Raw genomic sequence first — 19,501 nt, forward strand, 5'->3', positions numbered from 1 at the left:
AACGCGGCGTGGGGGCCCCTCCCGTGCCCGAAGGGCTACGGGGGAGCGGTGCCAGGGCACGCGAGCCCGGCATGATCCGAACGAGAGGCCCTAGGCGTCGGCGAGGAGGGGATCGTACGGAGTGCTCGTGTGGCGGCCCGCCATGAAGGAGAGGAAGTCGCCCACGAAGGCGCTCCGGGCGTAGGCGCCGTCGGTGGCGGTGAGGTCGCGGTGGAAGGCGGTGCGGAAGAGGGTTCGGTACTCGTCCGCGTCGATCGTTCCGCTGTCGTCCTTGTCGGTGGTGTCGAAGAGCACCTCGGCGACGCGGATGAGCGCGGGTCCCGCGAGGGAGGGGACGGCGGCGGCGTACTCGGCGGCGCTGACGCGACCGTCGCCGTCCGTGTCGAGGGCGGCCTGGAGCTCCCGCCACCAAGCGGCGAAGGCCTCGTAGAGCCGGGTCTCCTCGGGTTCGTCCAGATCGAGGCGGGTGGAGAGTTCGCGGGCCATGGCGGCGAGGTCGGGCCAGTCGAGGTGGCCGTCGCCGGTCTGGTCCAGCACCTGGCGGAAGAACTCCTCCGCCGAGCGCCGGCCCTCTCCCGTGCCCGCCGAAGGCGTCGGGTCGGAGCCGGGGTCGGCGTCGCCGCCCAGCGGTGCGAGGAGGCGGAGCAGGGCCGACGCCCGCTTCATGCGGGTGCGCAGGACGGCCACGGTCCGGGCGCGGGGGTCGTCGCTGCCGGGCGAGAGCGAGAGGAGTTCGATGATGCTCTCGGCGTTGATCCAGCCCGCGGGCAGGAAGCGGGCGAGCCCGGCGGCGAGGTAGGCGCTCTGCATGAGGGTCGGGGCGCCGGGCATCTCCGGCAGGCCGGCCCGGCGCCGGTACGGCTCGGGGAGTGAGGCGACGGTGATCGCGCCGAGGAGCGGACCGGCGACGGCGCGGCCGGCCGCCCACAGCGTGGGCGCGCCGTCGAGCAGCGCCGGTGCGGGCAGGTGGTCGAAGAGCCGGTAGAGGATGACACGGGCCGCCTCGGTGTTCTCCAGCTCGTCCTCGACGACCCGGTCGAAGTACCGCCAGAAGTCGTGGAGGTCCTCGGGGAGCTCCCCGGCGTCGCCGTCGAGCGCGGCGAGGAACGCGCGGTACTCCCCGTACATCCGCTCCATCGTGTCCTGGTCGAGCGGCTGGCCGCTCAGCCGGCACATGGTGACGGCGCTCTCGAAGAGGGTGGCGACCACCCAGGCGCGGGTCGGGCGGTCCGTCGCGTCGTAGGCGCGGCCGCGGGAGTCGGAGCCGCTCATGCGGGCGTGCAGCCGGTTGAGCCGAGCAGCCTCCCGTTCGCGTACCGCCGGGTCCGCGCCGAACATGCGCCGCATGCTGAGGAAGGTGTTGCGGAGCCGGCGCCAGGGGTGGGCGACGAAGGTGGAGTTGTCGACGAGGGCGGCGCCGATCTGCGGGTGCGCGGCCTCCAGCACGGTGGCACGGATCATGGCCAGCGCCCAGCGGGGGTCGTCGAAGAAGGCGTGGAACCGCGATTCGGGGCCGAACAGGGGCGCCTCGTCGGCCGTTCCCGTGGTTCCCGTGGTCATGATGGGTCTCCGTTCGTCCGTGGTGCCACGCCGCCGAAGCGGCGGTCGCGGCACCGGTAGGTGTGCAGGCAGGCGAGGAAGTCGGGGGCCCGGAAGTCCGGCCAGAGCACCTCGGGGAAGACCCACTCGGCGTAGGCGACCTGCCAGAGCATGAAGTTGGAGATGCGCTGCTCGCCGGAGGTGCGGATGACCAGGTCGACGTCGGGGGTGTCGGGGAACGGCAGATGGTTTGCGAAGAGCCGCTCGGTCACCTCGTCGGCGGGCGTCCCGCTGCGGATCAGCGACCGTGCGGCCTCGACGATGTCCCGGCGCCCGCCGTGGTCGAAGGCGACGGTCAGCGTCATCCCCCGGTTGTCGGCGGTCAGTGTCGTCAGGTCGTCGAAGTCCCGGGCCAGTTCGGGAGGGATGCGCGGGTCGGTGACCCCGAGGAAGCGGCAGCGGATGCCGCGAGCGAGCAGCAGCGGCGCATGCTTCCGCACGACCCGGCGGACCAGACGCAGCAGGTAGTCGACCTCGGCGCCGGGGCGGCTCCAGTTCTCGGTGGAGAAGGCATACAGGCTGAGCCACCCGACGCCGGCGGCCCGGGCCGCCTCGACGACGTCGATGACGGTGGTCTCGGCGGCCCGGTGGCCCGCGGTGCGGGGAAGCGAACGCCGCTGCGCCCAGCGGCCGTTGCCGTCCATCACGCAGGCCACGTGCAGCGGTACCGCACGCGCCGGCCCACCGTCCCGCCGTCGCTCTCCGGGCCCTTCTCGCGGCCGTTCCCGGCCCGGCCCGTCGCCGGGCTGTCCACCAGGCCGGTCACCGCGCTCTCGCCCGCCCGGCCGGTCCTCCGTCGCCGCGCGTGCGCGCGGGACGCCGTCGTCCGTCACGCCCGGCCCCGTCACGCCCGGCCCAGTGCTCTCCGGCCCCGCCACGTCCTGAGCGGTACGACCGGCCGTACCGCGCTCGGTCACGCCCACCCCGTCTCCCCGCCTCCGCCTCGCCTACGCCCCTCCGGCGCGTCTCCCCCCGGAAGCTTGGCAGGGCACAAGGCCCCGACCGGCGGATACGGACGATCGTCACCCTTGGCTCGCACGTCCGAGTCCCGTGTTCCGGCATCATCGCGCGATGGCGAAGACGAGGGACGCGGCGGCCAGGACGAGATAGCCGCCAGGAAACGCGATGTTGCGGTAGACGCGAGCGCGGATGTGTGCGGCGAGCGCACCAAGGAAGAACATGACGAGCCCGGTCGCGGCGGCAACGCCGATGACCGTGGCACCCATGAGTCCGAGGAGGAGACCGACGGCTCCCGCGGCCTTGAGCGCGGCGAGCCACGGAAGCCAGGTCCGCGGGACACCCACCTCGGTCGAGTTGGCGACGACGAACTCGGCCTGCCAGAAGTCCGCGATGGCGATTCCGGCATTGGCCAGGATCGCCATGACGGTGATGATCGCGTAGGCGGTGAACATGTGCTTCGCCCTTCATGTCGAGCGCACCCTGCGGTGGGCGATTACCGAGCCGGGCCGGGTCCTGAAGGAGCGGACGCCCGCCCTGCTCGCCGGGTGGGATCACGTGCTGCGGGAGACCAGGAGCGCGGCCGGCCGCGCGGCCCGCGTGCTGCGGGTCGGCTTCATGGCCAGTGCCGCCAACGAGGCGACGCCGCGCATCATCGCGGACTTCGCTCGGCGCCGGCCGGGCTGGCGGGTGGATGTGCGGCAGGCCGCCTGGTCCCGTCCGAGCGCCGGGCTCGCCGACGGGGACGTCGACGTGGCCCTGCTGCGGCTGCCCTTCCCTGGTCAGGACGCCCTGCGGGCGGTGGTGTTGTTCACCGAGCCGCGCTGGGTCGCGCTACCCGCCGAACACCCTTTCACCGCATGTGACGTGATCCCCTTCCGGGACCTGTGGGACGAGCCGTTCGTGGCCGCCCCGCCGGTATCCGGCCGGTGGCGCGAGCACTGGCTGGCCGCCGACGAACGCGACGGCCACCCGGTCCGCATCGGCGCCGTGACCGATCAGCCGGACGACTGGCTCAGCGCGATAGCCAACGGCTACGGCATAGCCTTGGCCCCCGCATCCGCCGCCCGCTTCTACGCCCGCCCCGGCATCACGTACCGCCCCGTCAGCGGCGTCGGCCCCAGTCAGGTCGGCGTCGCGTGGGTCCCCGCCGACGACATGAACCCCGTCGTTCAGGACTTCGTCCGCTGCTGCCTGGACAACAGACCGCAGCAGCCGGAGGCGACCGCCACTTGATCCACAAGGCGGGTGCGGGCAGACCATCTCATCCGTGACCCTCTGTCACAGGCCGCGATGAGGCTGAGCGGACGTTCGAACGCAATGCGAGGAGGACGCGGACGGTGCTGCCTGCTCACGCGGTCGAGGTGGGAACCGGACCGCTGGTCCGTCCGGCGCGGAACTCGGTGGGAGGCCGGCCCTTCCTCGACCAGGCCCAGGACTGGCCTGTCGTGCTCCTGAGGTGCTTGTCGGCGCGAGAGTTCGCAGTGGGCTCGGTGAGCGCCGGCAGCAGCACTGTCCTGGCATAACGGGGATGACCAGCATGGAAGTGCCTGCCCGTCAGTTCGGCGCAACGGCCCCTAGGGAGGATGTTGTCGACCGTGCCAAACTCCAGCCAGGCAGGTCGGACGTCAGGGGCTGGGACTGTGGCTTGGAGTGGCGCATGCGAGCGGAGGGAGTCGTAGATGGGCATGAAGAGACTTCGGCACGCTCGTAACCGTGCTGTTGGTGGCGGTAGCAACGGGCAGGCAGCGCCGGCACTCGCTGCCTCGGCGACCCCGAATCCGGGGGCGTCGAGCGTCCAGGCCGGTGGCCCCCGATCGGTGGCCACCGGTGGGAACGTAAACGGGGCGGTCGTCGCCGGCAACAACAACGTCACGCACCTGCACCCACCGCCCACCGCCCTGACGGTGGTGGCGGTCCTCGTAAGTCTGGCGGTTATCGGCGGCCTCATCGCCTGGTACGCGGGCGGCGAAGATCCCGACATGCCTCCTCTTGCTGCAACTGTGGAGTTCACGCCGTCCAAGGACAATTGCGAGGGCTGGACATTCCCTGGGAAGAGGCCGGAAGACATTCCCGTGCCGCCGGGGGAGCCGACGGCCGTGTGGGCTCACCAGCTCGGTGGTATTGATAACAGCATCACACGGCTCAGATTGGTCATCCAAGGAATGAACAGTCATGACGTCGTGCTCCGCAATATGCGAATCGTCGAACTTCGTAGAGCGCCCCTCCCGATCGGCACTGATGTCAGCCTCCGCACGGGCTGCGGTGGCGATCTCCACGCGCGCAATTATCGGGTCATGCTGGACAGCGCCGCCCCGGACTTTGAGTTGGTGACTCGCGCGGACGGCGATAGAGTGAGGGTGGTCAAGAAACCGTTCGGGTACAAGGTTTCGGCCACCGATCCGGAAATATTCGACATCGAAGCAAATGCTGCCGGTGAAAACTACAGGCAATGCGATTGCCTCATCGCCTGGAAGCTTGCCCTCGACTGGACGCATAAGGGTGAGCAGGGAACGCTCATTGTCGATGACAAGGGAGCCCCGTTTCGCACCAAGTCCACCCATCTTCATTCTCCATACCCCACTGTCGTAAAGCAGGGCGGCGCTTGGAGATAACGACTCTGTGGTGGTCGTGGCGTACGGCCGGCTTCGGCTCGACGGGGCGGCGGTCCTGGCGCCGGCGTGGCGCGGAATGGCTGGCTCCGGTTCTTCTGTCAGTGACTGGTGACCGTGTCGTAGCCGATGATGGTCGGTATGACACAGCAGCAGAGGGTGCTGGCCTGGGCGGGCGCGGTCGTCGGGGCCTTGGTGGCCGGAGGGTTGCTCGCGTTCGCCGTGGCGCGCGATCTTGATACCGCCGACCAAGTGGCCAGCGTGCTAGGGGCGATTGCGGGTCTGGCCGGTCTCGGGGTGTCGGTGTACGCCCTCAAGAGGTCGCCCCCGCAGTCAGCGGCAGCGTCGGTCACGGTCAGCGGGGTCCGGGCGGTCGGTATCGGCGGGAGCGTCACCGGCAGCATCTGCACCGGCGACCACAACTCAACAGCACCCGAACCCAGCCGTCCGCGGGCAAGGAGGGCGCCGCAACCGCCCCCGGCTGGTTCGGGCGATGCTGTACAGGCCACAGGTGAGCGATCCGTCGCCGTGGGCGGGTACGTCGTCGGCGACGTCTCCACCGGGGACGGCCGTACTGATCCTGAAGGTTAGACGTCGTTTCACTTGGCGAGTCGGCGGTAGCTGATGAGAGTTGCGGCGATGTCGACGAAGGCCAGGAAGTGCTCAGCCTTTCGTTCGTAACGGCGGTGCAGACGTCGGCAGCCGGCGAGCCAGGAGACCGTTCTCCCGACGACCCAGCGGTGGCGGCCGAGCCGCGTGGACGGCTCGATGCCCTTGCGGGCGATGCGGTGGCGGATGCGACGCTCGCGAAGTCATTTCCGCAGGTGGTCGTAGTCGTAGCCCTTGTCGGCATGGAGCTTGGCCGGACGTCGGCGGCGCGGTCCGCGCCGGGAGCGGATGGGCGGGATCCCGCGCACGAGCGGCTGCGGGCCGAGGCTGTCGTGCAGGTCCTGCAACAACGATCACCCTCAACGTAGAGGCGCGAACCGACGCCGTGTGCCGTAACGGCTGATCCCCCCCGACCGTGTGAGTCGTGGCTCTGTTGTCCGGGTGGTCCACGGCGCAGGGCCACCTGTCCAGGTTTCACGGTATGCACCGGGCACAGGTAAGCGAGCCGGGCTGCGCCGGCCCCGGAGTCCTGCGCTGGGCCTGCACGGAGCACGGTGGCTTGAACGGGCACTACGCCACCGTGCGGACGCGGCCGAGCTCGCGGCGGCCGGAGAGCTCCTGGACAATCGACGGCACCGTCCCTTTCGGCGACAACGGCTCCAGCACCGCCCACTATTCATCCGTGAGATTTCCCCGCCCCATGAACGTGATCATTAACGCTCGAGATCCACTTTCGAGACACGGCCTAGTCGCGGCCAAGGGAGGCGAAGGGCTGGAAGTGGGCGGGCGGATGGTCGAGGGGAAGGTTCGGCTGCCAGGCCGTCAGGCACTGGCTCGATGGGACGAACAACGGCTGAGGAAGGGCGCCTTGGGGCCAGAAGCGCCAGTCGCCGATGGCGTCTTCGCGCTGCCGAGGGACGCCGGACCAGCGGGTGACGAGGACAGGAACCGTCACCCGCACGACGCCGCCGACACGGTCGAGGAGCGTGCCGAGGACCTGTACGCCGCCGGGCTCGGCGACGAGGCCGGCTTCCTCGGCGAGTTCGCGTACCGCGGCCTCCGCGAACGTCTCACCCGGCTCCACGGAGCCGCCCGGGAGCTCCCACGTGCCACGTCGGTGCTTCCCCAGCAGGAGGCCGTCGGGTCCTTGAACGATCACGCCCACCCCGACAGCGGCGTTCGGTGGCGGAGGGGTGGTCGAGCGGGCGCGGCTCGGCACCCGCTCGGGGCGGCGGGCCGTGTACAGCCGGTACGACAGCGGCTGGTCGGTCTGCGGGGAGTCGATCGTTGTCACCGTCTCCACGACGAGGCCGTGGTCGACGAGGAGGTCCTCCCACAATCGAGGTTCGAGGACCCACATGTGCATCTGGTGCTCGGTGTCCGTGGCGGGCAGCCGCAGGGTCTCGGGGCGCGAGGTGACGGAGTCGGACGGACCGTCGCCGTGTGAGTTGGTGTGCAGGGCGGTGAACACGAGCCGCCCGCCGGGCTTGAGGCCGTTGGCCAGGGCGGGCAGAAGGCGGTGCGGGTCCAGGAAGGGGATGCCGCTGATGGAGTAGACCAGGTCGTAGGGGTCGGCTTCTCGCAGGTGGTCGACGGCGTCGGCGCACATCAGGCGCAGCCCGGGGGTGTCGGGGTAGCGGGCGAGGGCTCGCTCGTGCTGGGTGGGGGATGCGTCGACGGCGGTGACGTCGGCGCCGAGGGCGGCGAGACGCGCGGCGTGCCGGCCGACTCCGGCTCCCAGGTCCAGGACGCGCAGGCCGGCGACCTCGCCGAGCACGTCGATGCCGGGCCCGGCCTGCGGGATGTCCCAGGCCCAGTCATCGAGCTCGGGCAGGTCGAAGGTCCGGCCGAGCTGGTGACGGCCGTAGAGGGACCAGATCTCGGCGATGTGCCTCTCGATGTCCAGCACGGGGTGTTTCCTCCGGTCGCGGATGGCGTTCAGGGCTCAAGGCCGCAGGGCGTAGCAGCGCAGGACGTCGAGGTCGGCGGTGCGCACGACGGACCAGCCGGTCGTGAGCAGCTCGGCGTCCGCAGGCGGGATGCCGAGTCCGAGGAGAGCCGGGTCGGTGGTCGTGCGGCGGCCGGCGATCTCGGTGACGACCCAGAACGTGCCGCCGGGCGCGAGGAGCCGGCGGACGCGGTCGAGGAAGCCGGGCTTGTCGTCCATCCACCGGTAGACCAGGCGGCTGGTGATGAGGGCGTAGGCCGTGTCCGGGAGAGCGATGAGGTCGTCGGTGGTGATGTCCGCGCACTGCCAGGTCGGCCCGGGTCCGTCGTCCTGGTCGGCGGCGAGCGCGAGGGCGCTGGGGGAGCAGTCGACGCCGGTCGTGACGTAGCCGAGCTTGTGGTGGAGGTGGCGGGCGAGACTGCCGTCGCCGCTCCCGATGTCGAGGGCCGGGCGGCCTCCGCCGGGGCCGAGGTGCTCGCCCATCAGCTGCTTCTCGGCCTCGCACAGCTGCCGGTAGCGTCGGCCGCCGGCCCAGAGCGGCTCCCAGTAGGCGGGGCTCGCGGTGGACGAGGTGGTGGTCATGGTGCTCCTTCTCGGGCGTGCGGCACGGCCGCAGGCGTGGGCGGGGTGGGCATGGTCCGCAGAGCGCGTACGGGGGAGGCCAGCAGCAGGAGGACCGGCACGACCTGGAGGAGCGCGCCGACGGCGAGGACGGTCGGCACGTCCAGGACGAGCGCGAGCGCGCCGGCGGTCGCGGCGGCCAGAGGGCGGCTTCCGGCGGTCACCGTGGTGCTGACCGCCCGCATCCGGCCCTGAAAGGCCGGTTCGCACAGGATCTGGCGCAGGGTTCGCTGGGTGACTCCGGCCGCGGTCGCCCAGAACAACTGCGCGAAGAGCGTCGCGGCCAGGGCGATCTGCCAGCCGCGGCCGGGCCCGGCCAGCAGGAGCGGCACCTGGGCGAGCGGGCTGACCGCGAACCCGGCGATGATCACCGGTCCGACGCCGAACCGGTCCGTGATCTGTGAGGTGAGCAGTGCTCCGGCCAGGCTGCCCATGCCTCCGACGCCCATGATCACCCCGAACGCGGTCGGGGAGGCGCCGAGCGAGGTGAGCAGGTTTGTTTCCGCAGAGGCTGTGTCCCCCGCAGATCGTGTCGCTTTACAGGGGGAACGCAGACCTGGCCTGTTTCGCATGCGAACTGTTCACCGTGTCGCTGTCTCCAACGGCTCTCGTGACGAACGCCACACTGTAGCGGGCGTCACGGTCAGCGCGGGGTCGATCAGGTGGGCTGGCCGGAGTTCGGGCGGACGCTGCGCCAGCGGGTGGAGCGGAACAAGAGCGCCACCGTCTCGTAAGAGGGCGGCCTGCCTCACTCCTTCCCGGTCGTCTCGGGCCGGCCGCCGGTCAGAGATCTGCCAGGGCAGCGGGTGACTGCCGAGCGTCGCACGACAGCGTTCCTGCGCCGTGCCGTCCCGAGCTGTCCATCGAGGACGAAGCCCTGCACGATCCCGATCGCCGTCAGCAGCGTGTCACTGCGCTCGCCGAGCGGCGGCTGCGGGACGGCTTCACCCGCTCCTGGCCAAAGGAACGGCCAGCCCCTGGCCACCGCTCTAGAATCATCAGGGTGACGGCAAGCACCCATGACATCGAGAAGGCAGCCGGAGTGCTGCGCACCGGCGGCCTGGTGGCCCTGCCGACCGAAACCGTCTACGGACTGGGCGCCAACGCCGAGGACCCCGCCGCCGTCTCCCGCATCTTCCAGGCCAAGGGCCGTCCGCCCTCTCACCCGCTGATCGTTCACATCGGTGAGGCGGAGCAGCTGGACGACTGGGTCCAGGACGTGCCGGAGGCGGCACGTCTGCTGGCCGAACGTTTCTGGCCGGGGCCGCTGACGCTGGTGCTGCGGCGCGGCCACCGGGTGCCGCTGGAAGCGACCGGCGGCCTGGAGACGGTGGCCGTGCGCGTGCCCGACCACCCCGTCGCCCTCGCACTGCTGAACGCCTTCGGCGGCGCCATCACGGCCCCGTCCGCCAACCGCTTCGGCTCCGTCAGTCCCACCACCGCGGACCACGTCCGCGCCGAACTCGGCGACAGCGTCGACTTCGTGCTGGACGGCGGCCCCTGCCGCGTAGGCGTCGAGTCCACCATCGTCGACGCCACCAGCGGCACCCCGACCATCCTGCGGCCCGGCGGAGTGACCCGCGAGGACCTCGAAGCACTGCTGGGACGCCCGCTTGCGGTTCCCTCAACCAGCCAGGTTCGGGTGCCGGGCCAGCACCCCTCCCACTACGCACCCCGTGCACGGGTCGTGCTGGTCGAGCCCGAGCAGGTCGTCACCGAAGCAGAGACAGCACGCGAACTGGGACACCAGGTGGGTGTCCTTCTGCCCGCCTGCCTCGCCGGCGCTCCGGTGAAGGCGCACGCGGTTCTGACAGTCCCGGCCGCGATGGCCGAGTACGCGCGCGGGCTGTACGGATTCTTGCGCCACCTCGACCAGCAGGGATGCGACCTCATCGTCGCCTCCGTGCCCGTGGAGGAGGGGCTGGGCCTGGCGATCGCCAACCGCCTCCGCCGCGCCGCAGGGCCCCGGCCCATCGTCTGACCTGTACCCGCCGTCAGTGACGCCGCTGCCCATCCGCCCCCCGGCACACCCCGCAGCCCGCGCTCCGCGCCGATCCGGCGCGGGCCAGGGGTGTGACAGGGCCGGTGGTTGCGAGTGGTCAGGACGCGGTGGGAACCGCCACGTCGAGGCCGCGCGTGGCGACGAGCTGCGCGCTGCCGTCGGTCAGCCGGTACGACAGTCCCACCACGCCGAGGCGGCCCGCGGCCACCGCGTCGGCCAGGACGCGGGAGCGCTCCAGCAGCAGGTCCACCGTGTGCTCGATGTGCGCGGCCAGGATCTCCTCGGCGCTCTCGCGTCCGGCGGCGCGGGCGGCCAGCACGCTGGGAGTCACCCGTTCGACGACGTCGCGGACGAAGCCGCCCGGCGTCTGCCCGTTCTCCAGGGCGGAGCAGGCCGCGGCAACGGCGCCGCACGAATCGTGGCCGAGGACGACGACCAGCGGCGCGTTGAGGACAGCGACGCCGAACTCGAGACTTCCGAGCACTTCGGTGCCCGCGACATGCCCGGCGGTGCGGACCACGAACAGGTCGCCCAGGCCGCGGTCGAAGATGATCTCGGCGGCCAGCCGGGAGTCGGAGCACCCGAACAGCACAGCGAAGGGCTTCTGGGACGGTGCGGTCTCGGTGCGGCGGGCGGCGTCCTGGTTCGGATGCTCGGAGGAGCCGGAGACGAAGCGCTCGTTACCGGACATGAGCAGGTCGAAAGCGTCACGGGGCGTGGGCGTCAGGATCTTCTCGGTCATGTCGGCAGCCTACGAGGTGACATCAGCCCTTGCACCGGCCGCCCCCCGGTGTCCGCCGGTGCGCTCCACACGGGAGCCTGCGGGGCAGGCGCCCCGCGGCGGAGCAGCCCCCAGCGGCGGAGCAGCCCCCCGCGGCGGAGCAGCGCCTTCACGCTCACGCGTGAAGAGTGGTGCGACCGGTCAGCAATCCTTCTTCCCGATCGCCCCGAATGGAGAGTGAAAGGGACGAATGTCCGAACGCTATCCGGCTTCATGCCGGTGAAACCTCCCCGAAGGGGATGCGTCGCGATGACAGTCAAGCGCTCAACCCGCCTCACCACCCTCCTGGCCCTGCCCGCTGCCCTCACGCTCGCCGTGGCGGCTCCGGCCCTGGCCCATGACACGAACGACGCAGGCCAGCAGACGCAGAACGGCCGGAGCTACAAGGTCGACCTGCGGCAGCTGAACGATTCGGGCGCCCGCGGAACCGCGCAGCTCACCCTGCAGGGCCGCCAGCTCACGGTGAAGATCGACGCCCAGGGCCTGGTCCCCGGTCAGCCGCACGCCCAGCACATCCACGGGTCGACCAGCGGGCACGACTTCACCTGCCCCGATGCCAGTGCCGACAAGAACGGCGACGGCATCGTCACCACCGCCGAGGGCCTGCCCGCCTATGGAGACATCAACATCTCCCTGACCACCAAGGGCGACACGACCAAGGCAAGCGGTCTTGCGGTCGACCGGATGCCGGTCGCTGACAAGAACGGCGACCTGTCCTACTCGCGGACGATCACCGTCTCCCAGGCCGTCGCCGACAACATCACGTACCTGCACGTCGTCCAGCACGGCATCGACCCGAACGGCAACGGCATGTACGACTTCGGCCGGGGCAAGAGCGAACTCGACCCGAAGCTGCCCCAGGAAGCCACTGCCCCTGCCAGCTGCGGCGTCATCGAAGGCCACAGCGGCGGCGCCATGGGGCAGTACTAACCCTCAGTGAAAGGGTGACGTCCAACTGCCATAAGGGCCGCAGCCGTTCCGCCCTCACGACGGCCTCGGTGGCCACTCGACGCCGAGGCCGTCACCACGTCCGTCCGTCCAGGACTTCGGCGCCACCCGGTTCCCACACCGTCTCGGTTGCCCGGGGGAGCCGCCGTGCGCACCATCTGGCCTCGGTGACAGTCGGGCATTCCGCCCAGTGCACCCAGGAGGATCCCATGCTTGTCCGTCTCCGCTCCCGCAGGCCGCACATGGTTGTGGCGATCGTTGTGCTGTGCCTGCTCACCGCCCTGGCCGGCTGCTCCGCCTCCGGCGGGACCGCGCCCACCTCCCCGTCGCCCTCGACGCCGTCCGCCACGTCGGTCAGCGAAGAGCGCATCGTCATCAAGGACTTCCGCTTCGAGCCGGCCGATCTCACGGTCGCACCAGGAGTGAAGGTCTTCGTGGTGAACGAGGACTCCGCCCCCCACACCGTGACGGCCGAAGACGCCACCGCCTTCGACACCGGCACTATCGAAGGCGGTCAGACAGCCACCTTCACCGCACCGCCCACTGCCGGCACCTACCGCTACCTCTGCGACATCCATCCGTCCATGACGGGCACTCTCACCGTCCGCTGACCCCGCACAGGCCACGCGGCGTCTCACGCCGGAGCAACCCCATGCATCACGATCCGACTCGCCCGGCCACTCCACACCAGAGACTGCACAGCGTCGCCCGTCTCCTGGCCGCAGCCGGTCTCGCAGCCGACGCCTACCTCCACGCGCACCTCGCCGACCGCTACGACGCAGTCTCCGCGACCCTCAGCCAGGGGACCCTCTTCAGAGTCGAAGCCGCCGTCGCCGCCCTGGCGGCGCTGCTGGTCCTTCTCTGGCGCCGTTCCCTGGCAGACGCCTTCGCCTGGACCGTCGCCGTCGGCGGACTCGCCGCGCTCCTGCTGTACCGCTACGTCGACGTCGGTGAGCTCGGCCCCCTGCCCAACATGTACGAGCCGGCCTGGTTCACCGACAAGTACCTCGTCGTCGTCGCCCAAGTGCTGGCACTCGTTGCCGCCTCGCTGCTCTTGCTCACCCGTCGGCGCCGACGGGGCCACGCCTGACGTCCTGCATACCGGCGTGGCGGGCCCAGAGGATCAGCGGAACCTGGAGGGGAAGCCTCGTGCAGGCGACGGCTCTCGCCGTCTTCGAACGGTGACGCCAGTCATAGGCCATCTTGAGGTTCGCCGGGAACACTCCGGCGAAGAACAGGGCGGTGGCCCGGGCGCTTGCCCTTCGGGTCGCCGGCAGCGCGAGACCGGCGGCCAGGGTCAGTTCGGCCACGCCGCTGGCTGTGGTCCAGATCCGGGGGCTGCCCGGCAGGGAACGCGGCACGATGGAGTCGAACTGCCTGGGTGCGACGAAGTGAGCGACACCTGCCGAGGCCAACAGGCCGGCGAGCAGAAGCGCGGAACGCGCAGGGGACATGGGGTCCTGCCTTTCAAGGGTGGTTGCTCTGGTCATTCGTAAGACCGGAGGGCCCAGGGGTTCCGGCATAGCTGACATGGTCGAGACCATTCGATGGCTTAAGAGGTCGTCTCAATTGGGAAGGCGCCGTCGAATGAACGGCGTCGTTCCCAGGACGAATGCGGCGAAGACGGTCAGTCGTTGGAGGCCGGGCTGAGCGGCGAGGCTGCTGTGCTGGATACCGTAGGCCGCGTACCAGTTGGCGGCGAGGTCGGTCGCCATGATGACGCAGGCGAGGTCGGTTCCTAGGCGTTTGCCCCTGATCAGGAACATGGCGGCGAGCGTGTCGAACAGCGCCAGCGAGGTCCAGTAGAGGTTGAGCCAACCCGGTGCCCAGCCGTAGGGGTGCAGACCGTGGCGGAGGAAGTCGGTGACGTGTGCTGAAGCACCGACGAAGAGTAGGACGGCAGCGATGACGCAGACCCATATGACCGTCCAGCGCGGGGCGAGGCGCATCCATTCGATCACGCTGTGGATCGTCCCATTTCCGGGCGCTGCCCGTCAGGCCGCCAGCCTGCGGTAGCAGATGAGGGTGGCTGCGATCCCGGCGAAGGCCAGGAAGTGCTCGGCCTTGCGCTCGTAGCGGCGGTGCAGGCGACGGCAGCCGCCCAGCCAGGACATCGTGCGCTCGATCGTCCAGCGATGCCGGCCCAGCCGTGTGGAGGATTCGACACCTCTGCGGGCGATGCGGTGGCGGATGCCGCGCGAGCGGAGCCATCGGCGCAGGTGGTCGTAGTCGTATCCCTTGTCCGCGTGGAGCTTGGCGGGCCGTCGCCGTCGCGGGCCGCGGCGGGACCGGATCGGGGGAATGCAGCGGAACAGCGGCTCAAGCGCCTGGCTGTCGTGGAGGTTCGCGCCGGAGATCCCGACGGGGATGGGCAGACCGGTCCGCTCGGTGATCAAGTGGATCTTCGATCCCTTCTTGCCTCGGTCGACAGGATTCGGACCTGTCAGCTCCCCCCTTTCAGGGCCCGCATGTTCACCGAGTCGATCGCGCAACGCGACCAGTCCAGGCCCCCGCGCGAGCCCAGTTCGTCGAGGATGACGCGGTGCGACTTGGCCCAGACCCGGGCCGTACTCCACTCGGTGAAGCGCCGGTGTGCGGTCGGCCCCGACGGCCCGAAGACCGGCGGCAGCTGCCGCCAGGTACAGCCTGTCGTGGCCACGAAGATGATCGCGGCCAGCACTTCGCGGTCCCCATACCTGCGCCGGCCGCCACCCTGCGGTCGTGCCGGAGCAGGGGGGACCACCATGCCCGAGATCTGGGCCGGAGTGGACATCGGCAAGACGCATCACCACTGCGTGATGATCAACTCGGACGGCAAGCGGCTGCTGTCTCGCCGGGTCGCGAACGACTAGAGCGAACTGCTCGCCCTGATCGGCGATGTGCTGGAGATATCGGCCGACGTGCTGTGAGCTGTGGACCTCGACCATGGCGGTGCCGCGCTGCTGATCGGCCTGCTGGTCAGCCACGGCCGACCGGTCGCCCACCTCACCGGCCTGGCAGTCCACCGGGCCTCGGCCACCTACAAGGGCGGCGAGGGTAAGACCGATGCGAAGGACGCCTTCGGCACCTCCGACCGCCTGGCCGGCTTTGCCGGCCTGGAGCTGGGCCAAGCCGTCGGAGTAGGAGCACAGCCGCGCGGTGCACACGGGGGTGTCGTCGCCCGGGTGGAAGGCGAGGATGAGGGGCTTGCCGCGCTGTTCGCACAGCGTGTAGTCGCGGCGGTGGAAGGTTTCGCCGTCCAGGTGCCCGCCGGGCAGGCGGAAGTCGGCGACGGTGTCCCCGGTCTCCGGGGCGGGGGCCATGTGGGACCTCGATTCCGTACACGCGGGCACGCGTCCGGCGATGGTGGTGGGCGCTGCGGATTCAGGCGGGGAGGGTCATCAGGAGCAGGGGGGCGGTGGTGGGCTGGGGGGAGCCTCCGGCGGGTTCGAGGGTGAGGCCGACCGCGCCCGCGTCGGCGGGGTCGCCGGTCAGGACGACCGTGCCGTCGCCGTGGACGAGTCCGGCGGGGCGCATGGTGCCGTCGTGGTCGAGCCACAGCTGGTAGGTCTTGCCCGCTCCCGGCGCGGGCAGGTTCGCGGCGGTGAAGACGGCCTTGTTCTGCCGCTCGGAGGCGACGACGGTCGTCAAGGCTCCGTTGGCGGCCCGCCCGTGGACAGTGCGCGCGTCCGGGGCCGCCAGTACGGCACTGACCGCGTCGAGCTGCTGCTGGGCCTGGCGAGCCTGCCGTTCGAGGTCCTGTCCGTTCTGCGTCTGCCACACCGCGACTCCGCCCAGTGCGGCCGCGGCCACGCTGGCGGCCAGCGCCAGGGGCACGGCCCGGCGGCGCAGGATGCCGCCGAGTACGGGAGGTGCGCTGGGGGCGGGGACGCGTGGGGGCAACTGGCGCACCCCGTCGATGGCGGCCATGACCTGGGCCTTGGCTGCCGGAGGCGGCGGCTGGGAGACCGCCGCTGCCAGGCGGGCCGCGGTCGCCTGGAACTCGGCGGCCTCCAGTCGGCATGCCTCACATTCCCGCAGGTGGGCATCGAAGTCCTCGCGTTCGGCATCGTCGAGTGCGCCCAGCGCGTAGGCGGCAACCAGGGTGTGGGCGTCGGTGGCGTGGTGTTTCATGTGGTCACCCCCATGCAGTCGCGGAGCCGGATCAGCCCGTCGCGCATGCGTGTCTTGATCGTGGGAAGCGGAGTGCGCAGGGCTTCGGCGACTTCACGGTAGGTCAGCCCCCGGTAGTAGGCCAGGGTCACCGCCTGGCGCTGGAGCTCGGTCAGGCCGCGCAGGCAGCGGCGGACCTGCTCCGATTCCAGGCGGGTCTCGACCTGTTCGGCGACCTCGTCGAAGGCGGTGGTGTGCTCGCGGGCGGCCTGGGCCTGTTCCCGGTCGGTCGCGGCCTGGGCGGAGCGCACCCGGTCCACCGCCCGCCGGTGGGCGATCGTCGCCGCCCACGTCGTCACCGCGCCGGCGTCGGGCCGGTAGCGGGCGGCCTGCCGCCACAGGTCGATCATGACCTCCTGAGCGACTTCCTCGGACTGCGCCCGGTCGCGCACGACCTTGAGCACGGTCCCGAAGACCAGGGGTGCGAGGGCGTCGTAGAGCACGGAAAAGGTCTGCTTGTCGCCGTGGGCGACCTTGTCCATCACGTGGGCGAGGTCGGTGCGGTCCGCGGCCGGTCCGGACCCGATGGGGAGCGGCTCGTTCACCGGTGGGGCTCCGGCTGTGGAGAGAAGGCGAAGGGGCGGCCGGGGAAGGCCGCCGGAGGGCGGGGTGTCCATCGCATGCCAGTCCTTGACGTGTCGCTACAAGCGCCGGCCGGACCGCCCCCCGCGGGTTTGGTCCGGCCACCGCAGCAGGTGGGCGTGTCAGCAGTTCTTCGTAGCGGACGGGCGTGCGGATGGGAGGGGCTTCGTCACCCGCACCCCCGACTGTTCCCTCGTTCGAGGGAAGCAGGCTGTGCCGGCCCAGCCGCCGGACCGGCGGCCGCGAACGGACGGGTGAGGGAACGAGGAGCTTGGCGGTTTCCTCACCGGCCCCGCGGAACTCTCCGCCCGGCCGCAGGTATCCCATGGGAGGTAGTCGAGATGGTTCGTGTACGACGAGGTCTGGCGGTGGCACTGGCGGCCGGCGCGGTCGTGGTGGGCAGCGCGTCGGCGGCGTCCGCCGACGTCGGCGCGCAGGGTGTGGCCGCGTACTCGCCGGGTGTGGGCTCGGGCAACCTCATCCAGGTGCCCGTCCACATCCCGGTCAACGCCTGCGGCAACACCGTCAGCGTCATCGGCCTGCTCAACCCGGCCTTCGGAAACACCTGCGTCAACGCCTGACCGGACGCCGGGCCGAGAGCCCCGGTCCGCCGCCGAGAAGACGGGGCGGCGCGGACCGGTGACCTGCCCTGGCTACGGCGTACGAGACGGCCCTTGGGACGCCTTGTACTGACCGTGAGCCGGGCGGGTCGGCTGCGGGTGGCTGTCGGCACAGCCACCCGCGGTACCCCGTCCTTTGCCGGGGCCTACCAGGTGAGGACGGCGATGACCTGCTTGCCGTGGTCCGATGGGCTGACGAAGAGTTCCGCGCCCAGCGCCCGGACGATCTTCAGGCCGCGCCCGCCCGGCCCGGGCCGCCGGGTGTTGCCGTGGTGTCCGGACAGGCCGGGGGAGGCGTCGCTGACGGCGATGCCGGCCGTCCCCGGACCGACACCGAGGGTGAGCGCATAGGGGCCATCGGCGTGCAGGACCGCGTTGGTGACCAGCTCGGAGACGATGAGCGCGAGGTCATCGGCGACACCGCCGGGGCAGGGCACCGTCTCCAGGGCCAGCAGGCGGGCCACGCTCTGACGGGCCTGCTGTGCCGCCTGCGCACCGGGCGGAAGCTGGATGTGCAGCGTGGCCGGACACGCGCGGGATGCGAGGGCGGTGTCCATGATGATTCCTCAAAGGGGGTGAGGGGTCCCGGGAGGGGGACCAGGTGGAGGGGAGGGGCGTGAGGCTCCGGTGAAACCCGGCGCCCCACTGCCGACGGCCGGGGGTCACCTGTCATGGCAGTTCCATTGGCCGGGAACCCAGTGCTGCGTCCCGTAGCCGTTGCCCCACCTCCGTCGTGCCAGGTGCCGCGGTGGTCCCCGTAGCCCTGATGCCAGGTGCCGTGGTGCCACTTCCATTCCAAGTGGCCTTTGACCCACTTCTTGAGCCACTGGCCCTTCTCCCCACTGCACCGGTCGCGGTCGTGGCGGTCCCACCGGTCATGCCGGTGGTCCCGGTCGCCGGTGACCGCCGAGTCCGCTGCGGACGGAGCTGGAGCGGCGTTCGCCGCGGCGGAGACGTCCACCACCGACGCACCAGCCAGAAGCCCGGCCGGCGCCGCTTCGGCCACCAGCCGTCGTGTACGCAGGGATGCGGTCATCGCATTCACCTCCTCAAAGCCTGTCAGTCGGGGGTTTGTGCGCCCCCTGTCAGGAGTCTTATGTGGGGGATTCGGGACGAAGCGCGCAATGGATTGCGTAACCGTCCGAATGGGGTCTTCCTTCTTTCGTGTGGAGCCCGTGTACGGCCCCGTCCAGGCCCGGCTTCCGTGCCGAATCGCCCGAGCGGACCAACGAGAAGACGCGGCTCGGTTCGTAGCCGGCCCCAGCCCGCCGGGCGGCATCGGCCCGGCGTCAACGGAGAGGCGCGTGCTCGTGCGGAGTTTCACTCGGTCAGGTTCGCTCGCTGTGATCCTGCTGTGGCTGGTCCTGGCCGTGGCCGCCGGCCCCTACACCGTCCGTCTCGGCGAAGTCGCACAGGCCGGTGCGGACGTAACGCTGCGGGAACACGCGGAGTCGGCCCGGGTGGAGCGGCTGCTGAACCCCACCGGGGCGGAAGTCGTCATGCCTCTCGCCGTGATCTGGACCTCCCGCCCGGAGGGCGAACGGGTCACGGCGCGCCAGCAGCAGGCGGCGCGTCAGGTCATCGTCCGCCTGACCGGCACCGCCGGCGCTCCGGTCCTCTCCCGGGACGGCCGGGCCCTGACCGCGGTGATCACCGCCGAACCCGACGGCGGGGCCGCCCGCCTGGCTGCCGTCGCCACGGCGGCGGCCTCGGTCGCCGGCACGAGCGTGCACCTGGCAGGGCCCGCGGTCGCTCAAGCAGACCTCGACGCGGCCTTCTCGCGTATCGACGGCGCCCTCCTGGCCGTCACCCTCGGTGGCGTTCTGCTGATCCTGCTGCTGGTGCATCGCAGCGTGATCACGCCCCTGCTGGTGATCACGGGCTCGCTCCTGGCCCTCGCGGTGGCCTGCGCCATCCTGTACGCACTGGCCCGACCGGGCTGGCTGACGATCTCTCGTCCCCGCCCTCATCCTCGACCTCGGTCCCCGCTCCTGGTGGCCCACCCGCCTCCCGGGTGACCGCCGCCCCCTCACCGGCCCCGCCCCGCGCTCCGGTGACCCGAGCCGCCCC

21 protein-coding genes and 4 pseudogenes are annotated in these 19,501 nt (G+C 71.0%); 10 read left to right on the plus strand and 15 right to left on the minus strand.

Features of this window, described 5'->3' with window-relative positions:
• Positions 1 to 90: 90 nt before the first annotated feature.
• The 3 genes from ACWDX6_RS29050 to ACWDX6_RS29060 all read right to left on the minus strand — a co-directional run bounded on the left by ACWDX6_RS29050 (position 91) and on the right by ACWDX6_RS29060 (position 3,011).
• Entirely contained in the window at positions 91 to 1,560 is a 1,470-nt protein-coding gene (locus tag ACWDX6_RS29050; RefSeq protein WP_451487853.1) for an oxygenase MpaB family protein, read from the minus strand.
• The gene (uppS, locus tag ACWDX6_RS29055) at positions 1,557 to 2,255 is read right to left on the minus strand and encodes a polyprenyl diphosphate synthase (RefSeq protein ID WP_451487854.1); all 699 of its coding nucleotides are present in this window, start codon (positions 2,253 to 2,255) and stop codon (positions 1,557 to 1,559) included. Before uppS ends, ACWDX6_RS29050 begins: the two co-directional genes overlap by 4 nt.
• Positions 2,256 to 2,660: 405 nt before the next feature.
• Positions 2,661 to 3,011 (minus strand): DoxX family protein, encoded by a 351-nt coding sequence (locus ACWDX6_RS29060; protein ID WP_451487855.1) that lies wholly within the window; start codon positions 3,009 to 3,011, stop codon positions 2,661 to 2,663.
• Between ACWDX6_RS29060 and ACWDX6_RS29065 the strand changes: the two genes are divergently transcribed.
• The 3 genes from ACWDX6_RS29065 (at position 3,010) to ACWDX6_RS29075 (ending at position 5,759) form a co-directional block, all read left to right on the plus strand.
• Positions 3,010 to 3,792, plus strand: coding sequence for a LysR family substrate-binding domain-containing protein (locus tag ACWDX6_RS29065; protein WP_451487856.1), 783 nt, complete (start codon positions 3,010 to 3,012; stop codon positions 3,790 to 3,792). The genes ACWDX6_RS29060 and ACWDX6_RS29065 overlap by 2 nt on opposite strands.
• A 446-nt stretch (positions 3,793 to 4,238) precedes the next feature.
• Positions 4,239 to 5,171: a hypothetical protein gene (locus ACWDX6_RS29070; protein ID WP_451487857.1), complete on the plus strand. Its 933-nt coding sequence runs from the start codon at positions 4,239 to 4,241 to the stop codon at positions 5,169 to 5,171.
• 138 nt (positions 5,172 to 5,309) lie between these two features.
• The gene (locus ACWDX6_RS29075; protein ID WP_451487858.1) at positions 5,310 to 5,759 is read left to right on the plus strand and encodes a hypothetical protein; all 450 of its coding nucleotides are present in this window, start codon (positions 5,310 to 5,312) and stop codon (positions 5,757 to 5,759) included.
• Positions 5,760 to 5,767: 8 nt separating this feature from the next.
• On the opposite strand, the pseudogene ACWDX6_RS29080 reads toward ACWDX6_RS29075, so the two are convergent.
• The 4 genes and pseudogenes from ACWDX6_RS29080 to ACWDX6_RS29095 all read right to left on the minus strand — a co-directional run.
• A pseudogene (locus ACWDX6_RS29080) lies at positions 5,768 to 6,118 on the minus strand (transposase); the annotation flags it as partial.
• A 404-nt stretch (positions 6,119 to 6,522) separates the two neighbouring features.
• Positions 6,523 to 7,686 (minus strand): bifunctional class I SAM-dependent methyltransferase/NUDIX hydrolase, encoded by a 1,164-nt coding sequence (locus ACWDX6_RS29085; protein WP_451487859.1) that lies wholly within the window; start codon positions 7,684 to 7,686, stop codon positions 6,523 to 6,525.
• Positions 7,687 to 7,722: 36 nt separating this feature from the next.
• Complete coding sequence (locus ACWDX6_RS29090) at positions 7,723 to 8,307, minus strand: class I SAM-dependent methyltransferase (RefSeq protein ID WP_451487860.1); 585 nt, start codon at positions 8,305 to 8,307, stop codon at positions 7,723 to 7,725.
• Positions 8,304 to 8,795 carry an MFS transporter gene (locus ACWDX6_RS29095; protein WP_451487861.1) on the minus strand — a complete coding sequence of 164 codons (492 nt, stop codon included), beginning with the start codon at positions 8,793 to 8,795 and terminating at the stop codon, positions 8,304 to 8,306. The genes ACWDX6_RS29090 and ACWDX6_RS29095 overlap by 4 nt, the downstream gene beginning before the upstream one ends.
• Positions 8,796 to 9,349: 554 nt before the next feature.
• Here ACWDX6_RS29095 and ACWDX6_RS29100 point away from each other — a divergent pair.
• Positions 9,350 to 10,327: an L-threonylcarbamoyladenylate synthase gene (locus tag ACWDX6_RS29100; RefSeq protein WP_451487862.1), complete on the plus strand. Its 978-nt coding sequence runs from the start codon at positions 9,350 to 9,352 to the stop codon at positions 10,325 to 10,327.
• A gap of 118 nt (positions 10,328 to 10,445) precedes the next feature.
• Here ACWDX6_RS29100 and ACWDX6_RS29105 read toward each other — a convergent pair whose 3' ends face one another.
• On the minus strand, positions 10,446 to 11,090 hold the full coding sequence (locus tag ACWDX6_RS29105) for a carbonic anhydrase (RefSeq protein ID WP_451487863.1): 645 nt from the start codon (positions 11,088 to 11,090) through the stop codon (positions 10,446 to 10,448).
• 288 nt (positions 11,091 to 11,378) lie between these two features.
• On the opposite strand from ACWDX6_RS29105, the pseudogene ACWDX6_RS29110 reads away from it, so the two are divergent.
• The 3 genes and pseudogenes from ACWDX6_RS29110 to ACWDX6_RS29120 form a co-directional block, all read left to right on the plus strand.
• Positions 11,379 to 12,047: pseudogene (locus tag ACWDX6_RS29110) on the plus strand (hypothetical protein); the annotation flags it as partial.
• Between the two features lie 239 nt (positions 12,048 to 12,286).
• Positions 12,287 to 12,688: a cupredoxin domain-containing protein gene (locus ACWDX6_RS29115; RefSeq protein ID WP_451487864.1), complete on the plus strand. Its 402-nt coding sequence runs from the start codon at positions 12,287 to 12,289 to the stop codon at positions 12,686 to 12,688.
• Between the two features lie 41 nt (positions 12,689 to 12,729).
• Complete coding sequence (locus ACWDX6_RS29120) at positions 12,730 to 13,167, plus strand: hypothetical protein (protein WP_451487865.1); 438 nt, start codon at positions 12,730 to 12,732, stop codon at positions 13,165 to 13,167.
• Here ACWDX6_RS29120 and ACWDX6_RS29125 read toward each other — a convergent pair.
• The 3 genes from ACWDX6_RS29125 to ACWDX6_RS29135 form a co-directional block, all read right to left on the minus strand.
• Positions 13,136 to 13,531: a DoxX family protein gene (locus ACWDX6_RS29125; protein ID WP_451487866.1), complete on the minus strand. Its 396-nt coding sequence runs from the start codon at positions 13,529 to 13,531 to the stop codon at positions 13,136 to 13,138. The genes ACWDX6_RS29120 and ACWDX6_RS29125 overlap by 32 nt on opposite strands.
• Before the next feature lie 111 nt (positions 13,532 to 13,642).
• Entirely contained in the window at positions 13,643 to 14,038 is a 396-nt protein-coding gene (locus tag ACWDX6_RS29130; RefSeq protein WP_451487867.1) for a hypothetical protein, read from the minus strand.
• 33 nt (positions 14,039 to 14,071) lie between these two features.
• Positions 14,072 to 14,850 (minus strand): IS5 family transposase gene (locus tag ACWDX6_RS29135; RefSeq protein ID WP_451487868.1). Its coding sequence is split into 2 segments (ribosomal slippage): positions 14,072 to 14,523 and positions 14,523 to 14,850, totalling 780 coding nucleotides; the frame shifts between segments, so codons are not numbered across the junction.
• Between ACWDX6_RS29135 and ACWDX6_RS29140 the strand changes: the two are divergent.
• Positions 14,822 to 15,154, plus strand: a pseudogene (locus tag ACWDX6_RS29140) (IS110 family transposase); the annotation flags it as partial. The gene ACWDX6_RS29135 and the pseudogene ACWDX6_RS29140 sit on opposite strands and share 29 nt — an antisense overlap.
• 27 nt (positions 15,155 to 15,181) lie before the next feature.
• Here ACWDX6_RS29140 and ACWDX6_RS29145 read toward each other — a convergent pair.
• From ACWDX6_RS29145 to sigK, 3 genes and pseudogenes are all read right to left on the minus strand, one after another.
• Positions 15,182 to 15,379 (minus strand): annotated as a pseudogene (locus tag ACWDX6_RS29145) (redoxin domain-containing protein); the annotation flags it as partial.
• 61 nt (positions 15,380 to 15,440) lie between these two features.
• A complete protein-coding gene (locus ACWDX6_RS29150) occupies positions 15,441 to 16,190 on the minus strand; it encodes an anti-sigma factor (protein WP_451487869.1) in 750 nt (249 codons plus the stop codon).
• Positions 16,187 to 16,774 (minus strand): ECF RNA polymerase sigma factor SigK, encoded by a 588-nt coding sequence (gene sigK, locus ACWDX6_RS29155; protein WP_451487870.1) that lies wholly within the window; start codon positions 16,772 to 16,774, stop codon positions 16,187 to 16,189. The genes ACWDX6_RS29150 and sigK overlap by 4 nt, the downstream gene beginning before the upstream one ends.
• Before the next feature lie 378 nt (positions 16,775 to 17,152).
• On the opposite strand from sigK, the gene ACWDX6_RS29160 reads away from it, so the two are divergent.
• A complete protein-coding gene (locus tag ACWDX6_RS29160) occupies positions 17,153 to 17,392 on the plus strand; it encodes a chaplin (protein ID WP_451487871.1) in 240 nt (79 codons plus the stop codon).
• Positions 17,393 to 17,577: 185 nt separating this feature from the next.
• Here ACWDX6_RS29160 and ACWDX6_RS29165 read toward each other — a convergent pair whose 3' ends face one another.
• The gene (locus tag ACWDX6_RS29165; RefSeq protein ID WP_451487872.1) at positions 17,578 to 17,988 is read right to left on the minus strand and encodes an ATP-binding protein; all 411 of its coding nucleotides are present in this window, start codon (positions 17,986 to 17,988) and stop codon (positions 17,578 to 17,580) included.
• A 786-nt stretch (positions 17,989 to 18,774) separates the two neighbouring features.
• Between ACWDX6_RS29165 and ACWDX6_RS29170 the strand changes: the two genes are divergently transcribed.
• The gene (locus ACWDX6_RS29170) at positions 18,775 to 19,449 is read left to right on the plus strand and encodes an MMPL family transporter (protein ID WP_451487873.1); all 675 of its coding nucleotides are present in this window, start codon (positions 18,775 to 18,777) and stop codon (positions 19,447 to 19,449) included.
• Positions 19,450 to 19,501: the final 52 nt, after the last annotated feature.

It is taken from the genome of Streptomyces sp. NPDC003027 (assembly GCF_053591435.1).

Coding starts and splice junctions, on each gene's coding strand:
- ACWDX6_RS29050 (WP_451487853.1), bottom strand. CDS start 1,560: ATGACCACGGGAACCACGGGAACGGCCGACGAGGCGCCCCTGTTCGGC.
- ACWDX6_RS29065 (WP_451487856.1), top strand. CDS start 3,010: ATGTGCTTCGCCCTTCATGTCGAGCGCACCCTGCGGTGGGCGATTACC.
- ACWDX6_RS29060 (WP_451487855.1), bottom strand. CDS start 3,011: ATGTTCACCGCCTACGCGATCATCACCGTCATGGCGATCCTGGCCAAT.
- ACWDX6_RS29070 (WP_451487857.1), top strand. CDS start 4,239: ATGGGCATGAAGAGACTTCGGCACGCTCGTAACCGTGCTGTTGGTGGC.
- ACWDX6_RS29075 (WP_451487858.1), top strand. CDS start 5,310: ATGACACAGCAGCAGAGGGTGCTGGCCTGGGCGGGCGCGGTCGTCGGG.
- ACWDX6_RS29090 (WP_451487860.1), bottom strand. CDS start 8,307: ATGACCACCACCTCGTCCACCGCGAGCCCCGCCTACTGGGAGCCGCTC.
- ACWDX6_RS29095 (WP_451487861.1), bottom strand. CDS start 8,795: ATGGGCGTCGGAGGCATGGGCAGCCTGGCCGGAGCACTGCTCACCTCA.
- ACWDX6_RS29105 (WP_451487863.1), bottom strand. CDS start 11,090: ATGACCGAGAAGATCCTGACGCCCACGCCCCGTGACGCTTTCGACCTG.
- ACWDX6_RS29115 (WP_451487864.1), top strand. CDS start 12,287: ATGCTTGTCCGTCTCCGCTCCCGCAGGCCGCACATGGTTGTGGCGATC.
- ACWDX6_RS29120 (WP_451487865.1), top strand. CDS start 12,730: ATGCATCACGATCCGACTCGCCCGGCCACTCCACACCAGAGACTGCAC.
- ACWDX6_RS29125 (WP_451487866.1), bottom strand. CDS start 13,531: ATGTCCCCTGCGCGTTCCGCGCTTCTGCTCGCCGGCCTGTTGGCCTCG.
- ACWDX6_RS29150 (WP_451487869.1), bottom strand. CDS start 16,190: ATGAAACACCACGCCACCGACGCCCACACCCTGGTTGCCGCCTACGCG.
- ACWDX6_RS29160 (WP_451487871.1), top strand. CDS start 17,153: ATGGTTCGTGTACGACGAGGTCTGGCGGTGGCACTGGCGGCCGGCGCG.
- ACWDX6_RS29165 (WP_451487872.1), bottom strand. CDS start 17,988: ATGGACACCGCCCTCGCATCCCGCGCGTGTCCGGCCACGCTGCACATC.